The organism is Microbacterium sp. RU33B, assembly GCF_900155915.1.
Taxonomy (GTDB): domain Bacteria; phylum Actinomycetota; class Actinomycetes; order Actinomycetales; family Microbacteriaceae; genus Microbacterium.
In genome coordinates, this window is sequence record NZ_FTPO01000001.1 from 1967622 (window position 1) to 1982317 (window position 14696).

Below are 14696 nucleotides of genomic sequence, written 5' to 3' on the forward strand. Positions count from 1 at the left end.
CCGGAGGGCACGGTCAGGGTGTCGCGCCGGGCGACGGGAGGAGGTCGGTGTCGGTGTCGCCGTCGTCGTCGGAGTCGCCGTCGGAGTCGGAGTGATCGAGCGAGCCGCCGGGTCCGGGGCGGTGTCCGCGCAGCTCGTCGCCCCCACGCGCGCCGCCGTCGGGCCGCCCGAACCCGTCCTGATCACCGTCGTCGGAGAAGAATCCGCTGTCGCGCTGCGCGGGCGAATCGACAGCGGCGTGCGTCGCCGCGACGCCGACGCCGACTCCGACGCCGAGGAGTGCGACGGCTCCGACGGCGGCGCCGGCGATCCTCACTCCGGTGCGCTGCAGGAACGGCCGACGCGCAGACGACTGCGGCGCGACGCCGGGTCCCTGCGCGTCCGCCGTGGGGGCGTCGGGGGTGAGCGGCAGAGTCTCGGCGGCCTTCTCGTCGGCGCCGGCAGAGGAGACGGGGTCCACGAATGCGGGCTGGTCGGGGGTGTTGCGGGTGTCTTTTGTCATGCCCTCACTGTCGAGGGCCGGTTCCAAGACGGCGCAAAGAATCCGCTGCGTTCAGCAGATTCATCACCAGCTCATCGGAAGACGCTCGATGAAGGCTCAGGGCGTTCCCGCGGTGCCGCCGCGAGCTGCGGGGAGCGAAAGGACGAACGTCGTCCCTTCCGGGGTCGAGGACTCCACCCGGACGGTCCCCCCGAAGCGTGTCGCGACATCGCGCACGAGAGGAAGCCCGAGCCCGAATCCGCGGTGGGCCGTCGACGCGTCGGCGCGCGCGAAGCGCTCGAAGAGCCGCTCCGGATCGCCCGGGATGCCGGAGCCTTCGTCCACCACGCGGATCCGCACGTCCGTGCCCGCGGCCGTCGCGATCACGGAGATCGTGCCGCCGCGCGGCGAGAAGCGCACGGCGTTGTCGAGCAGGGCGATGAGGGCGCGCATGAGCGCCGTCTCCTCCGCGGAGACGTTCAGCGCGGGCGGCACGTCCGATGCGATCCGGACGCCGGCCGCCTCCGCCCGCGGTCCGATCACCTCGATCGCGCCGCGGGTCGCCGCCTCGACGGCGGTCACGGCCTCGGCGTCGCCTCGGCGACCGCCCGCGGTCTCCGCGGTCAGGAGAAGATCGGTGAGGACATCGTCCATCACCGACGCATCCCGACGGAGATCGGCGAGGACCGATCCGACGTCGCCGCCGCGTTCGAGACGGTGCTGGGCGAGCTGGATCCGGCTCGTCAGGGTCGTGAGCGGCGTGCGCAGCTCGTGACTCGCATCGGCGACGAACGCGCGCTGCACCTGAAGGGCCTCGGCCAGCGGTCGGGAGGCGCGCCCGGCCATGTACCAGGCGAGGACGCCGAGGGCGAGGACGCCGATGATCCCCAGCACGATGGCGACCGGCACGACGTCGTCGAGGTCGATGACGCGGTCATCCCACCGCTCGCCGCCCCCGCCACCCTCCCCCCGCCCGGGTCGGGCGTCCGGTCGCGAGGTGGCGAACATGACGGCGACCGTCACCGCGGTGATGGCTCCGACGACGGCCGCCGAGGCCAGCCCGACCGTGAGCCCCACCCGAACGGCGGAGCGCTGCACACGCTGCCGATCAGCTGCGACCGCCGGGGTCTCCTGCCCGGTCACGACGGGTCCCCGCTCCGGTAGCCGCGAGAGCGCACGGTGTCGATGATCTCGGGTGTCGCCTTCCGCCGGATGTAGTGCACATACGTGTCGACCGTGGCGGGCGACCCGCCCGGGAAGACCGCATCGACGACTTCCTCTCGCGTGAACACATGCTCCGGCGACGAGGTCAGCAGCTCGAGGAGCTCGGTCTCCGCCGTCGTCAGCGACACCCGGCGTTCCGTCGGCGAGTACAGCGCCTGGGTGCGCGGAGTGAAGATCCACGAGCCGATCTCCCGCCGGTCGCCGATCGCGCGGCTGCCTCTGCGCAGCGCGCGCAGACGCGCCAGCAGCTCGGCGAAGTCGAACGGCTTGACCAGGTAGTCGTCGGCCCCGCCATCCAGACCGCTCACCCGGTCGTCGATCGAGCCGAGCGCGGTGAGCATGAGCGCCGGAGTCGCGATCCGCGCCGTGCGGATCGCGACGAGGAGTTCCACTCCCGACATCACGGGCAGCCGACGGTCCACGACCATGACGTCGTAGCGTCGGCGGAGCGCCAGCGTCAGCGCGTCTTCGCCGGATGCCGCGTGGTCGACGTCGTAGTCCTCGGAGAGCACCTCGACGACGATCTGCGCGATCTCCCCTTCGTCCTCGACGTACAGCAGGCGCGGTCGCGCCTCGCCGCGGAGGTCGGTGGGCTCGGACACGCGCCCAGTCTGCCAGTCGCCCGCGCAGCGACGGCATCATCCTCCGTCGGGAGGGCCGATTGCCGCGGATGCCGGGCAGGTGCTTGAGTGAGCGCATGACGACCGACTCCACGCCGATCCCCCCGCACGCCGATGAGCCCCATCGCGGCGGGGTGGCGCAGCGTCTCAACTGGCTGCGGGCCGGAGTGCTCGGAGCCAACGACGGCATCGTCTCCGTCGCCGCGGTCGTGGTCGGCGTCGCCAGCGCCACCGGTGACGCCGGACCCATCCTGACCGCGGGACTGGCCGCGCTCGTCGGAGGCGCCATCTCGATGGCGCTCGGCGAATACGTCAGCGTCAGCAGCCAGAGCGACAGCGAGCACGCGCTCATCGCGAAGGAGCGGCAAGAGCTGCGCGACATGCCCGAAGAGGAGCTCGAGGAGCTGGCGGCGCTGTATCGCGCACAGGGCCTGAGCGAGGCGACCGCCCACCAGGTCGCGGTCGAGCTGACCGCGCACGACGCCCTGTCCGCGCACCTGTCGGCGGAGCTCCACATCGACCAGGACGACGTCGTCAGCGCGTGGCACGCGGCCGGCGCATCGGCGGCCGCCTTCACGATCGGCGCGATCCTGCCGATGCTCGCGATCCTGCTGCCTCCCGCGGACTGGCGCATCCCCGTGACGTTCGTCGCGGTGCTCGTCGCCCTCGCCCTCACCGGCGCGCTCTCCGCGCACATCGGCGGCAGCTCTCGGCTGCGTGCGACCGTGCGCGTCGTCGTCGGCGGTGCCCTCGCCCTCGCGGCCACCTACGGCGTCGGAGCGCTCCTCGGAGCATCCGGGATCGTGTGACGGGCCGCGCCCGAGTCGCCGCGCTCTGCGGCGGCCTGCGGCGCGAAGTCACGCGACTCGCTGGACCCATGACTCCGATGCGGTCGCTTCGGGTGCCTCAGCGCATGGGGTCGGTGTTCGCCGCGTGTGTGATCAGGGAGATCCGAGGGGCTGTCGCATTCCCCGAGGCTTGTCTGGGCCTTCGCACGGGCGGGGTATTCGGGCACGGTCGGGCCGGGGATATCGGGCATCTGGTCGGTGGATCTCCTGCGCGGTGCAGGACCCTCAATCGAGCCGATTGTCTAGGCGTCCCCGCTGGATATCGTTGGCGCATGGACCGGCATTTTCGCCATAGCAGTCGCCCCGCGCGATGGAACGGCACCGACCTGGAGTCGGTCGACCGAGGGGGCCCGGCCGAAGTCGAGGTCTGGGCGGGGTGGACTGAGGATGACACCCAACTTTGGGAGGCATTCACCGCGATCCAGACTGCGGGCGGGGACGCGGTCCAACTACGCACAGTCCCGGCGTACGCGTACGGCCTGAACTATGGAGACATCGTCGAGTACGCCGTATCGGCAGAGGGGCCGCTGGTCATCAGCCGCGTCAGGAGCCCCGGTGGCCAAGCGACCTTCCGGGTATGGCTGGGCGCGGAGCCGCATGTTGATGCCTGGCGACACATCGCCGAGACTTACGCAAAACGCGGTTGCGTCGTCGATGTGCTGACCGTAAGCCTCGTCGCTTTGTCGTGTGCGGTCGAGGATTCCTGCACCATCGAGGCGATGCTCAAGGAAGATGCGGGCCGCACTGGTCTCGTATGGGAGCACGGCACGCCGATCGACTGATCGATTCTGTCGTAGCCCACCGGCGCTCCGGGTGCATTCGCTTCATCGTCGCCTCCGGTAGCCTTTGATATCTTCAGCCCATGGCATGGTTTCGTCGAACGCCTCTACAGCCGACGTCGCGATCACGGCTAAGAGCGACCACTGACGCCGGCGAGAGCTACGAGGATCCCTCCGAGGACGTGCTGTTTGAGATCGTTCATGACGTCGAAGTCGGCAACTCGGAATGGGTCATCGTCGAGCGGGTCGCTGATGCGTCACGTCAGACCTACATTCAGACCATTCGGAACCGCGACGGCTCGTACGCGGTCGAGTACCGAGAGGGCGACCCGAAGGACCATTTCGTAGCCCAAGCCGAAAGCTTTCGAGATGCACACGCGTTGCTGGCGGGGTGGGCTTTCGACACTCCAGGGTGGGCCGAAGGTCGGGAGTGGAGCAGGCTGACATTCATGGTGTGACTCAGAGCGACCACCGACCCGCGCGCGGGAAGTGCCAGCGGCCACCCAAAGTCTCGGCCGACTCGCGGTGCTCGTTCGTGGGTTCGATCAAGCACAGGGTGTGAGACGACCAGCCGCGCGCGCTGATCGGCCGAACTTGGGTCGAGCAGGGCCGCCATTAGAGGGCCTCAGCCGCGGAACTCGATGACCGTCGGTTCAGCGGACTCACCCGGAGGCCACAGCTCCACCCGCGACAGCGGGATTGGAGCGTCGCGCATGATTGGCTCGAGCACCTGCCACACGTCCTCGCGGTCAGTGCCATAGAAATACAAGGCGTACTCGGACGCACCGATTTCGTTGCCGTCGATGTAGCCCGACCCCGAAGTCTCAAGAGCAGCGGCAGCACGGTCCTCGACCGCCCACATTTGCTCGAGCGTGCTGTCGTCGCCGAATTCAGTGTCGAGGGCGAACACGACCAGCACCAGGTCTTCGAGGTACGGAGACGTCTCCACGACGGCGTTGTCGCTTTGGGAAGGTGCCGCCTCAAGAACTGCAGAGGAAGTGCACCCGCTCAGGAAGCCGGCAAGGCTACCCAGGAGGAGAATAGCGCCCACATCACGAGCACGAAGGGCGAGGCGCATTGGTCAAATCTATGAAGCGGTCGAAGCTGAGTGCGCGGATCTGAAGTGCGGACGGTCGCAAGTGGACCGGCTTGCGACTCAACGACTGTGTTCGGTGTACGCCGTCTCCGACTACTCCGGCTTCTCGAAAGTAATCTCGTCGATGCGGTACGGACCCGAGCCGACCTCAAGGTCGACTTGGATAACGAAGTCGGCTAGCGCCGAGTCCGAAGGATTGCCACCCGTGCCGATCGCGCCGGGCTCTTCATCCCAAGCGACGAGTGTGGTCCGTACTACGTACCGCCCGTCACCCAACCGAAGGCGTAACGGTGCTCCAGCGACATCACCGACGCCTTCGATCCCACTCACAAGCGCTTCCCCACCGGACACTACGAGCAGATACGGTTCGCTCGTAACAACTTCGTAGGTCCGCTCACGACTCGAGAGACCCTCACCTGGTGGGGAAAGGCGGACTCCCCACGTGCCGTCCGACTCGATGTTGACAGGGACGAGATCTCCTGACGCGATCGCGTCGTGCAGGCGATCGTTGACGTGTTCCTCCCAGGAGTCGTAGTCACGGACCGCGCCGAACGCGTGCGGCGACCACACGCACAACATCCCGGCATCGGTTCGCACAGGCATGATCGCGGCAGAGTCCACGGCCGCAGTCTAGGACTGCCGCATTCGGCGCGCTAAGCCACCGGCTTGGGCTTCAGAGAAGAAGTCGCCGCCTGTCGTCGTCCTGGGACCACGATCACGGAATGATGTCACCGACGCCCGCCACGGTCGAGCCCGGCATCTACCAGCACTTCAAGGCGCGCGCTACGAGGTGATCGGTGTGGGGCGGCACAGCGAAACCGATGAGCAGCTCGTTTTCTACCGCAAGCTTTACGACGACTACAGCTTCTGGGTGTGACCCCTCGGCATGTTCCAGGAGCCCGTGAGTCGCGACGGTTACGAAGGACCCCGGTTCATCCGCATCGCCTGACGACAAGACCGGACGCCGATGGCCCGCGGGCACCACTCGTAGCCCCGATTCGGCATGTTCTAGGCTTCGCTCATGCCCTCGATCGTCGGAGATGCCTACTCGGCTCGGGCCGCTGAGTATGTGGACAAGCTTGGTTCTATCGCGGCGATGCACTCATCCGACGTCGCCTTGATCACATCATGGGCCGCACATGTGGATGGCCCGATACTTGACGCCGGGTGCGGCCCGGGGCACTGGACCGCCTGGCTCAGCGATCACGGCAACGACGTGCGAGGAATCGATCAGGTGCCCGAGTTCGTGAAGTACGCTCGCGAGAGCTACCCCGGTGTCTCGTTCACGTTGGGACGCTTCGACACCCTGCCCGACGCTTCCGGCACGGTCGGCGGAATCCTGGCGTGGTACTCCCTGATCCACCACGAACCGAGCGCGGTACGCGCCTCACTCGACGAGTTCGCCCGGATCCTGCGACCAGGCGGCGCACTCCTGATGGGCTTCTTCATAGGCCCCGTCATCGAGCCGTTCGACCACACCGTCGCCACCGCCTACCGCTGGCCGTCCGACGCCCTTTCGGGCGAGCTGCGCGCCGCCGGCTTCGAAGTCATTGAGACTCACACCCGCACCGGACAGAACCCGAAGCCCCGACCGCACGGCGCGATCATTGCGCAACGCGCCCAGCTAGACAGTGGTCACCCCGACCGACCTTGAATGATCTGACGGCCTTGAGAAGAGGCCGTCTTCGAGCTGACATCAGCCTGCTCGGTCAGTCTTGCGACACGAAGCTGGAACGTCGAGCGGCCATAGCGCTCTTCTCGAAGGTGATAGCACACCGGGCACCCTGAGCCGCTCTCGGCGCGGAGTCCAAGGCGGGCCGGCCCGGCGTGCCCACAGCTGGGCTGCCACCACGCGCGATCGGCTTTCGGTCGGCGCGTTGCGGACAGGAAATGGCCCGCAGCCGTTCTCGATTCCGCGGCGCGCCGCTCGCGGAGATTTCGATACGGCGGCATTCGCCGAGATGAAGGCGGTCGAGGTCGAGGTTCGCACCCTCAGTGGCCCCCGGACAGCCTCGTCGGAGTCAAGCTCATGCAAGTTGCGCTTAACGCGGACGGGCCCCTCACGGACCAGGCGGCAGAAGGTGGTGAACGCGAAGCCACGATGAAACTCTTCGCTGGCGCCATCGGCGCCTTCGCACGCTCCGGGATGGCGGTGCTCATTGCGCTCCTGAAGATGGGTCGCCTTTGGCGCCGTTGACGGTGAACGTGGTCGGCGCCGTCGGCAGGGTGGTGGTCGTGAGAGCTAGGTAACTGTCGAGGTACAGCGCCCGCTCGCCAGGGATGTCGACGTCAGCGACGGGGTCCTGCAGCGCGAGCTGCAGCTGCACGTCTGAGACAGCGATGCGCTCGTACGACGGGGTGTCGATCCAGTCGCTCAGCGGACCGGCTTCGATGGTACCGATCTGCACGGCTAGCGCGTGCCCGGCGAGCAGGCGCCAGTCGCCGGCCTTCATCTCCAGCGTCACCTCGCCCGGGGTCACCGCGGCGACCTGCTCGTTGATCAGCACGGCCGTGCCATCGGACGCGACGTCGTACAGCTTCACCATCAGGTTGCCGTGTCCGGCCGACATGAGCGTCATCGAGGGTGTGCCCGTGATCCGGGTGTCTGCGGCCACCGGCTGGGACGTCTGCACGAAACGGTTTTCGCTGACGACGGTCGGGTCGCCCTCCGCGCCGTCATCGAGGTACTCGCCCCCTTCCAGGGCGAGGTCCGCGACGGTGTCGACCACGGGCCAGCTGTCCTGCGCCCGCCACGAACCCGCATTGTCCTGGATCACGAAGGCGGGGTACTCCTCGGTCGGCGCGATGCCCTTCAGGTGCTCGTCGTAGAACGCCATGACCTCGTCGAACCACCCCTCGCGACCGGTCTTCAAGGCGCCGTCGCCATCCACGTCATTGCCGCGGATGTGATCCCACGGTCCGAACCAGCCCCGAACCGGACCCTCGTGGTTCGCGAGGAACTCCTCCATTGCCTCCGACTCGGTGTTCCACTCCGCCCACCCCTGCGTGAACAGCAGCGGGGTCGTCGACTCGTCGACGCGCGCGGCGAAGTCGCGGCTCGTCCAATACGGCGATGTCGGGTCGGCCGTCTGCGCGCTGAGCGTGTTGATCGCGACGCACTCGGGATGCGCCTGCTCATACGCGGCGTTCTCCCGGTACCGCTCGGCGTCGTCGGGCAACTGTTCCAGCGCGGCGATCTCGTTGTAGGTCTGCACGGCAACAGTCAGCGGCAACCTGGGGACACCGCCGGACCGACTGTTGCGGTACATGTCCCAGATAGGCGCCTGGGCCACGACCGCTCGGAGCCCTGCCGGCTCGAGCACGGTGCCGACCAGCCCGGTGATGGCGTCGTACGACTTGCCGTACATGCCCACGTCACCCGTCGACCATGGCTGTGTCGCCGCCCACTCGATCGCGGCGGCGACGTCTGCCTGTTCCCCGTCGCCCATGAAGTCCAGGCATCCCGTTGATCCGCCGAAGCCACGAAGGTCGACCATGACGAACGCATAGCCTTCGTCGAACAGGCTGCCACCGTCGACAAGGTCGGCGAATCGGTCAGACGGGCCGGAGTGGGTCCGCCTCTCGTCCGTCGTCTGGCCGGAATGGCCGAAGTAGGACCCGACCGAGAGGATGACCGGCACGGTCTCGCCCTCGGCAAGGTCTTCGGGAAGCAGGACGTCGGCGTGGAGTTCGACCTCTTCTCCATCGAGGCCCGGCACGGACGGGAAGTAATGCTGGGTCCAGGCCGCGCCCTCGGGGACGCGGTCGTTCTCGTCGTGGGTGACGGCCTCGGTGTCACCGGCGACTCTGGCCGCGGGGGCTCCGGTACAGGCTGCGAGACCGATCGCGAGCGGGATCGCCGCTGCGATTGCGATGAAGATGCGGCGTCGCCGCAGGTGTGTGAGCATGATGGACTCCTCGGGGGTCATCCGTGCCAGGCGCGGGCGCGGAGAGTTGAGACCAGCCGCATCCACTCCAGACCGTGCCCCCGGGGCACGGTCAAGTCGGGTGGCGGTGTTGACCCTGCCCCTGGGGCATGGATTGGAATGGATGCAACCCATAACCCATCACGAAGGATCGGCCATGGCTTGGAGCACACGACAGCTCGCGGACTTGGCCGGCACCACGGTGAAGGCCGTCCGGCACTATCACAAGGTCGGACTGCTCGAGGAGCCTGAGCGCCTGTCGAACGGGTACAAGCAGTACCAGGTGTCGCACCTCATCCGGCTGCTGCAGATCGTGCGGTTGGCCGGGCTCGGGGTTCCGCTCGCCAAGATCACGACGCTGGATCAGTCCGAGGAGCGTCCCGACGACGCCATCGCGGTGCTCGATGCCGAGCTGGCGGATACCATCGATCGGCTGCAACGGGTGCGGGAGGAACTCGCCGTCATCCTGCAGCACCGATCTTCTGCATCGCTGCCTCCCCGCTTTGCGCCGCTGGCCGAGCGGCTCACCGAGCCCGATCAGTCGCTGGTCATGATCTATTCGCGCGTCTTCGACGACCACGCCATCGGCGAGCTTGAGCAGATGATCCGCGACACGCCCGTGTCAGCGGCAGAGACCGCGCTCGCAGCGTTGCCGGCCGACGCAGATCGCGCCTTGCGGCGCCGGCTCGGCGAGGAATTGGCGCCGGATCTGATCGAGGCGCACGAAGCTTACCCGTGGCTTCGCGACCCCGGTGCCTACGCTCGCCGCGGGGCGGCTCACGCCGAGGCGACCATCGGCCAAGCAGTCGGCCAGCTCTACAACGTGGCGCAGCTCGAGGTGCTCCACCGGGCGAATCTGATTGCCACGGGGCGACTCGAGCAGCTCGAAGATCTCGAGCGGGCCTTGGCGGGAAAGAACGACAAAGGATGACCAACACCCCCACCCTCGCATCGCCGACGCTGGCGGAAGACCTGCTGCTCGTCCTCTTCCAGCCCGATTCGGGCACCATCGCGGGCGAGAACACGCTGTTCTACGTGCTCGGTGGGGCCGTTCTCGCGCAGCTCGGCCTTGAGAAGCGCGTGAGGACCGGGAAGACACGGACCAGCACCGTCACTATGTCTGCGGTCGCTGACGAGGCACCGTCCGATGAGATCCTCCGTGCCGCGTGGGTGTCTGTGAAAGGCAAGCCGCGCGGGGTGCAGACGGTCCTTCCGGCGATCGGCCCGACGCTCCGTCAGCCGCTGATCGACCGCCTCGTCGCGCGCGGCGAGCTACGGGAGGAGAGGACCAAGACCCTGGGCCTCTTTCCGACGACCGTGCTGAAGGACGGCGGTACCGGGCGTCGTGATCGACTGCTCACCGACATTCGAGGCGTCCTCGTCGACGGGGTATCCCCCGCTCCGCGGCTGGCTGCTTTGACGGGGTTGCTGTCGGCGAGCGGTACCCTTCCCCAGTTCGACCCCGTGATCCCCTGGAACTCTGCGGTGTACACGCGTGCGGAGGAGCTCGAACGCGGCGACTGGGGTGCCGCCGGTGCCGGCGAGGCGATCGAGGGCGTGATGATGGCCATGATCGTCAACAGCGTGATGAGCGCCACTATCGCTCTCCGGTAGGTGCGTCGAAGCGAGCGTCGTATCGGTCGCGCGCGGCGTCGACACCGGCCATCGACTGTGTCGCCCACGTCGGCCGGGTCGCGACGGGCTCGCCAGCGTCGGTGCGTCCTTCACCCTTGTCGTGCGCCTGACCGTCCATGTCGTCGACTGGGACGCCGCGAAGTATCCCGCCTGTGCTGAAGGCGTCGCGCGCGTGGCCGAAGAGATCGGCTTCACCGCACCACCAGCATCGCTGGTCGGGGTCCGTGCGCTGTCCCATCCGGACACCCTCCTCGAAGTGGACGCGACGGCCGTCGTGTCATGACCGGGCGGGTCGCGGGCCACCAGAGGTGACGCACGTGGCCTCAGACCGGTCCGCGACCCCCAGAGGGGGAATAGCCGTGGGCATTCGCGTCGAACGCCGGCGGCCGCCGATCACAGCAACCACTGCTGCAGCGGGTACACGAGATAGACCAAGGAGAGCGACTCCCAGATCGCGCCGATCACCAGCAGGACGAACGCCGGGATCGCGAGCCACCCCAGCTCCTGCAGTCCGCGGAGGTATCCGCCCCGGTGGGTCGCCTGACCGATCGATCCGGGTCGGAGCCAGCGTTTGCCGATCAGGAAGGCGCCCAGGAGGACGAGTACGTAGGCCTGCAGTTCGATCACGAGGGTGACCGAGTGCGGGATCATCGCCACCCAGCCGGCCTCGTCGGCCGGGACGATCGTGACGCCGGTGATGAGCGCCCAGATCGAGAACGCCAGGATGCCACCGAAAGGCACGATCACGGATGGCAGGACGATGGTCACCAGGCTCAGCTGGCCGACGTTCACCGCCAGAATGAGCGCGGCGAACAACCACGGGTTGCTGACGAGGGACCGCACCAGGTCCCCGGTCCCATCGGTCTCGAGAGTCTCCGCTCTCGCGGCTGAGAGTTCGGGGAAGAGTATCCCGACAACCATTCCGATCGCGACGAGCCCGTATGCGAGGACGCTCAGAAGAATGTACGCCCGCACGTTCGCACGGACAAGGTCGAGCGGCCTGCGGAGGAAAGAGACGCTGCCGCGCGGGCCTGTCCGTTTGTGGTCATGTGCGGGGGGAGCGGTGTGGGACATGGGCTTCCTTTCGTGAAGTCTTGGGGGCTCAGCTGGCGAGGTGGTCGATCCAGCCGGATCGCATGCGGAGGGCGCGCTCGGTGCTTCCGAGCACGGCTGCGGCGCCGATGAGCAGATTCATTCCAAGGGGCAGCTGGACCGGCGACTGGAAGACGCCGATCGATGCGGCGACCGGCGGGATGCGGGTGATCGTTTCGGCGAGTTGCGGAACGGTGATGCACAATCCGGCGAAGACGAAGAGGAACGACATCGTGCCCAGCATCGCGCTCACCCGTGGATGCCGCCGGCGAAGGTCCGCGCGTCGCCCCTCGGCTGAGGCCGGATCAGGCGTCAAGGGCGACGTACTGCCGTCGGTGCGGACATAGTGGCACCGACGGAGGCCGAACCCGCCAACAGCGACCTCGATGTGACCGCCCGGCACGGCGAAGCGCGCAGGCAGCGTTGAGAGCGCGACGAGGCTGCCATCTCGGTAGAGGCGCGCACGCACGCGCCCGTCATGACCGTCGCCTGCTTTGCGCACGTCCACCGCGTAAACGGATGTCGCTCCTCGCGTGTCAACGACGGTGAGTCGCAGCAACGATCGACTGAAGATCTGCCACCACCGGAACCGCGTGAGCGGCTCACCGGCCCCCAATCGCACACGCCGCGCGGAGCGGTCCGCTCGCCATTCTTCAAGCCCCATGCCTGCCTCTCGCCACACCACTATCACGGTGTACTAGTTCAGGTGATCGAGGCTAGCACACCGTGATAGTCTCCATCTCGAGGAGAGCAGATGAACCAACCGACGCAGCAGCCGGGGACGCGCGCGAAGATCCTGATCGCTGCAGCGACGATGCTGGGCGAAAACCCGACAGCTCGGCTCAGCGTTCGGGCGGTCGCCGCGCGCGCGCAGGTCAGCACGGGTTCACTGCGTCACTTCTTCCCAACCCAACGCGCCCTGATCGACACTGTCGTGGCAGGGCTCTACGACCTCGACATCCCGAACGATCCAATCAACGACCACACCCTGAGTCCCGAGGAGCGACTACTCGCGGCCCTTCGGCTGATGATGGCCGAGATCGGCGTCGGCGAACGCGCGCGCCAGCAATGGGCGGCGCTCTACGAGGCGTACGTCGCATCAGTTCCCGCCGATGACGAGGCGGCGACGTACCTTGCGCTCGAACGATTCGGACGCCACCGCATCGAGCGATGGTTGTCCGTTCTGATTGACGAGGGCGTGATCCCACCCGGCGGAGTCGAGACGCGAGCGCGCTTCCTCATGACCGTGACCAACGGCCTGATGACCGAACGAGCCCTCCCCTCCAATGGCGGCCTCGTCCGCGCCGAGGCCGAAACTCTTCGCGTCGCTGTCCACGCCGTCACCGGCGCATGGGATGACCCCGCCTCGCGCCCGCTCGCCGATCTCCCCGGCGTGTCATAGCCGCAGCCATGCCTTCACCAGCGCGGTTCCGGCCTCAGCCGCGACAGCGTCAGCGACCGGTGCTGCGCTAGAGCACGACGTAGACCGCGCGCTGGCCCTTTACGGCAACGTCTTCGGTTTCACCTTCGAGCGCTGGGGCGGCGGCAACATCATGCTCCGCACCGGATGCGACGCCGGCATCGACGGCGACATCCACCAACGCGGCCCGGTGCCGCACCCGACCGTCGTGATCTCGGTCGATGACCTCGAGCAGACCATCGCAGCCGCCGCCGACGCCTCGTAGCGCGCTGCCCGCTTTCCCAGGCGGAGATTAGAACCGGGCCGGCGCATCGAGATGACCGACGTGACGACGACCACGTGATTATATGTAACCCGCATGTTACACTTCCGCGGTGGACGTATTCGAGGCACTCGCCGACGCTACGAGAAGGCGCCTCCTGCTGACTCTCGCGGAGCGGCCCCGCACCGCCGGCGAGCTCGCTGCGAACGAGGCGCACAGTCGGCCGGCAGTGAGTCGCCATCTGAGAGTCCTGCGAGAGTCGGCGCTCGTGCGAGCGGAGGAGGCGGGTCGGACACGGGTCTACTCGCTCGACCCGTCCGCACTCGGTCCCGTGCGCGAATTGCTGGAGCACCTCGGAGCAGGGCCGTCCACCGCCGTCCGCTCCCCGCGCTCGTCGCGCGGATTCGCGCCCATCAGGCCTGGACACTTCGACGCGCTCGAGCTAGAGGTGCGCCGCGCAGCCCGAGAACCTGGCGAAACGCAACGAGAGGGAATCGCATGACAAGCGGCGAACGGACCACCGAACCCGTCCCGACCGGCACAGTCGCTGCCGGCCCGCTGGGGCGAGAGATCCAGCTGACAAGAAAGTTCACAGCCCCGATCGACGCAGTCTGGGCGTCGATGACGGAATCCGAGCGTCTCGAGCGTTGGATCGGCCGCTGGGAGGGAGACCACCGCACCGGGAGGGTTTCTTTCTTCATGACGGCGGAGGGAGAGCACACGCCCGCCGAGGAGTACCACATTGAGGTGTGCGAGCCGCCGCACCGTTTCGCAGCCACGACCGCGGTCGGCGACAACCGATGGCAACTCAGGTTCGAGTTGAGCGAGCACGCCGGAATCACGACGCTCCTGTTCGCACAGGCGATGGTGGACGATGTCGGCGACGTCGGCCCTGGATGGGAGTACTACCTCGATCGTCTGGGGGCAGCGCTCGCGGGCGGCGACGTGGCTGGGGTGCAGTGGGACGCCTACTATCCATCGATGAAGGCCTACTACGCCGCGCTTGCGAGTTGATGCCCGGCCTGCAGCTCCGGCGCTGCCACCGGCGCAGAGCGCGACGGAGACCGCCGTGCCCGTGAGGCGAACAGGCATGGGTCGCACGGCGGTGTTCTGGGGTGTCGTCTAAGGCCGGATCGCTGTTCGGACCGTGTCGATGAGGTGTTGTTGCGCGTCCCGTCCGGTGCGCGTAGGGACGAGCGGATAGACGTGCACCTGGCTGGCGGCCTCGCGCAGCTCGAAGGGCACGCCGGCTACACGGGCCTTCTCCGCGAGAAGGTGCGCGTCGGGGTTGAGAACGTCACGTGTCCCGGTGT

At 67.6% G+C, this 14696-nt stretch carries 20 protein-coding genes; 12 read left to right on the top strand and 8 right to left on the bottom strand.

Annotated features, from left to right (window positions below; all coding sequences use genetic code 11):
* Window positions 1-13: 13 nt before the first annotated feature.
* The 3 genes from B0B14_RS09530 to B0B14_RS09540 all read right to left on the bottom strand — a co-directional run bounded on the left by B0B14_RS09530 (window position 14) and on the right by B0B14_RS09540 (window position 2307).
* Window positions 14-502, bottom strand: a complete 489-nt coding sequence (locus B0B14_RS09530) for a hypothetical protein (protein WP_076681150.1) — start codon at window positions 500-502, stop codon at window positions 14-16.
* Window positions 503-598: 96 nt separating this feature from the next.
* Window positions 599-1624 (bottom strand): sensor histidine kinase, encoded by a 1026-nt coding sequence (locus tag B0B14_RS09535; RefSeq protein WP_076681151.1) that lies wholly within the window; start codon window positions 1622-1624, stop codon window positions 599-601.
* The gene (locus B0B14_RS09540; RefSeq protein ID WP_076681152.1) at window positions 1621-2307 is read right to left on the bottom strand and encodes a response regulator transcription factor; all 687 of its coding nucleotides are present in this window, start codon (window positions 2305-2307) and stop codon (window positions 1621-1623) included. Before B0B14_RS09540 ends, B0B14_RS09535 begins: the two co-directional genes overlap by 4 nt.
* Window positions 2308-2402: 95 nt before the next feature.
* Here B0B14_RS09540 and B0B14_RS09545 point away from each other — a divergent pair, with 95 nt between their 5' ends.
* The 3 genes from B0B14_RS09545 (at window position 2403) to B0B14_RS09555 (ending at window position 4410) form a co-directional block, all read left to right on the top strand.
* Complete coding sequence (locus B0B14_RS09545) at window positions 2403-3134, top strand: VIT1/CCC1 transporter family protein (protein WP_256714320.1); 732 nt, start codon at window positions 2403-2405, stop codon at window positions 3132-3134.
* 311 nt (window positions 3135-3445) lie between these two features.
* Complete coding sequence (locus B0B14_RS09550) at window positions 3446-3955, top strand: DUF4265 domain-containing protein (protein ID WP_076681154.1); 510 nt, start codon at window positions 3446-3448, stop codon at window positions 3953-3955.
* An 80-nt stretch (window positions 3956-4035) separates the two neighbouring features.
* Complete coding sequence (locus tag B0B14_RS09555; protein WP_076681155.1) at window positions 4036-4410, top strand: hypothetical protein; 375 nt, start codon at window positions 4036-4038, stop codon at window positions 4408-4410.
* Between the two features lie 167 nt (window positions 4411-4577).
* Here B0B14_RS09555 and B0B14_RS09560 read toward each other — a convergent pair whose 3' ends face one another.
* Window positions 4578-5030, bottom strand: coding sequence for a hypothetical protein (locus B0B14_RS09560; protein ID WP_143733659.1), 453 nt, complete (start codon window positions 5028-5030; stop codon window positions 4578-4580).
* Window positions 5031-5141: 111 nt separating this feature from the next.
* The gene (locus tag B0B14_RS09565; protein WP_143733660.1) at window positions 5142-5669 is read right to left on the bottom strand and encodes a hypothetical protein; all 528 of its coding nucleotides are present in this window, start codon (window positions 5667-5669) and stop codon (window positions 5142-5144) included.
* A gap of 178 nt (window positions 5670-5847) precedes the next feature.
* On the opposite strand from B0B14_RS09565, the gene B0B14_RS16780 reads away from it, so the two are divergent.
* Together B0B14_RS16780 and B0B14_RS09575 are read left to right on the top strand one after the other, a co-directional pair.
* Entirely contained in the window at window positions 5848-5925 is a 78-nt protein-coding gene (locus B0B14_RS16780; RefSeq protein ID WP_256714345.1) for a DUF1653 domain-containing protein, read from the top strand.
* A gap of 144 nt (window positions 5926-6069) precedes the next feature.
* A complete protein-coding gene (locus tag B0B14_RS09575) occupies window positions 6070-6702 on the top strand; it encodes a class I SAM-dependent methyltransferase (RefSeq protein WP_076681158.1) in 633 nt (210 codons plus the stop codon).
* Window positions 6703-7204: 502 nt separating this feature from the next.
* Here B0B14_RS09575 and B0B14_RS09580 read toward each other — a convergent pair.
* The gene (locus B0B14_RS09580) at window positions 7205-8956 is read right to left on the bottom strand and encodes a CocE/NonD family hydrolase (protein ID WP_143733661.1); all 1752 of its coding nucleotides are present in this window, start codon (window positions 8954-8956) and stop codon (window positions 7205-7207) included.
* 175 nt (window positions 8957-9131) lie between these two features.
* Between B0B14_RS09580 and B0B14_RS09585 the strand changes: the two genes are divergently transcribed.
* From B0B14_RS09585 to B0B14_RS09595, 3 genes are read left to right on the top strand one after another with little or no spacing between them, the layout of a single operon-like run.
* Window positions 9132-9905, top strand: a complete 774-nt coding sequence (locus B0B14_RS09585; protein WP_076681159.1) for a MerR family DNA-binding transcriptional regulator — start codon at window positions 9132-9134, stop codon at window positions 9903-9905.
* Window positions 9902-10588: a GOLPH3/VPS74 family protein gene (locus B0B14_RS09590; protein WP_076681160.1), complete on the top strand. Its 687-nt coding sequence runs from the start codon at window positions 9902-9904 to the stop codon at window positions 10586-10588. Before B0B14_RS09585 ends, B0B14_RS09590 begins: the two co-directional genes overlap by 4 nt.
* A gap of 55 nt (window positions 10589-10643) precedes the next feature.
* Window positions 10644-10892 (top strand): Rid family hydrolase, encoded by a 249-nt coding sequence (locus tag B0B14_RS09595; protein WP_083710435.1) that lies wholly within the window; start codon window positions 10644-10646, stop codon window positions 10890-10892.
* Between the two features lie 110 nt (window positions 10893-11002).
* On the opposite strand, the gene B0B14_RS09600 is transcribed toward B0B14_RS09595, so the two are convergent.
* A complete protein-coding gene (locus B0B14_RS09600; RefSeq protein WP_218642064.1) occupies window positions 11003-11452 on the bottom strand; it encodes a hypothetical protein in 450 nt (149 codons plus the stop codon).
* Window positions 11453-11711: 259 nt separating this feature from the next.
* Window positions 11712-12260, bottom strand: a complete 549-nt coding sequence (locus B0B14_RS09605; RefSeq protein WP_256714321.1) for a hypothetical protein — start codon at window positions 12258-12260, stop codon at window positions 11712-11714.
* Between the two features lie 195 nt (window positions 12261-12455).
* On the opposite strand from B0B14_RS09605, the gene B0B14_RS09610 reads away from it, so the two are divergent.
* The 4 genes from B0B14_RS09610 to B0B14_RS09620 all read left to right on the top strand — a co-directional run bounded on the left by B0B14_RS09610 (window position 12456) and on the right by B0B14_RS09620 (window position 14397).
* Window positions 12456-13103, top strand: coding sequence for a TetR/AcrR family transcriptional regulator (locus B0B14_RS09610; RefSeq protein ID WP_076681164.1), 648 nt, complete (start codon window positions 12456-12458; stop codon window positions 13101-13103).
* Between the two features lie 151 nt (window positions 13104-13254).
* Complete coding sequence (locus B0B14_RS16785) at window positions 13255-13386, top strand: hypothetical protein (protein ID WP_256714322.1); 132 nt, start codon at window positions 13255-13257, stop codon at window positions 13384-13386.
* Window positions 13387-13495: 109 nt separating this feature from the next.
* Window positions 13496-13885, top strand: coding sequence for an ArsR/SmtB family transcription factor (locus B0B14_RS09615; protein ID WP_076681165.1), 390 nt, complete (start codon window positions 13496-13498; stop codon window positions 13883-13885).
* The gene (locus B0B14_RS09620) at window positions 13882-14397 is read left to right on the top strand and encodes an SRPBCC family protein (RefSeq protein ID WP_083710437.1); all 516 of its coding nucleotides are present in this window, start codon (window positions 13882-13884) and stop codon (window positions 14395-14397) included. The genes B0B14_RS09615 and B0B14_RS09620 overlap by 4 nt, the downstream gene beginning before the upstream one ends.
* The last annotated feature ends 299 nt before the right edge of the window (window positions 14398-14696 follow it).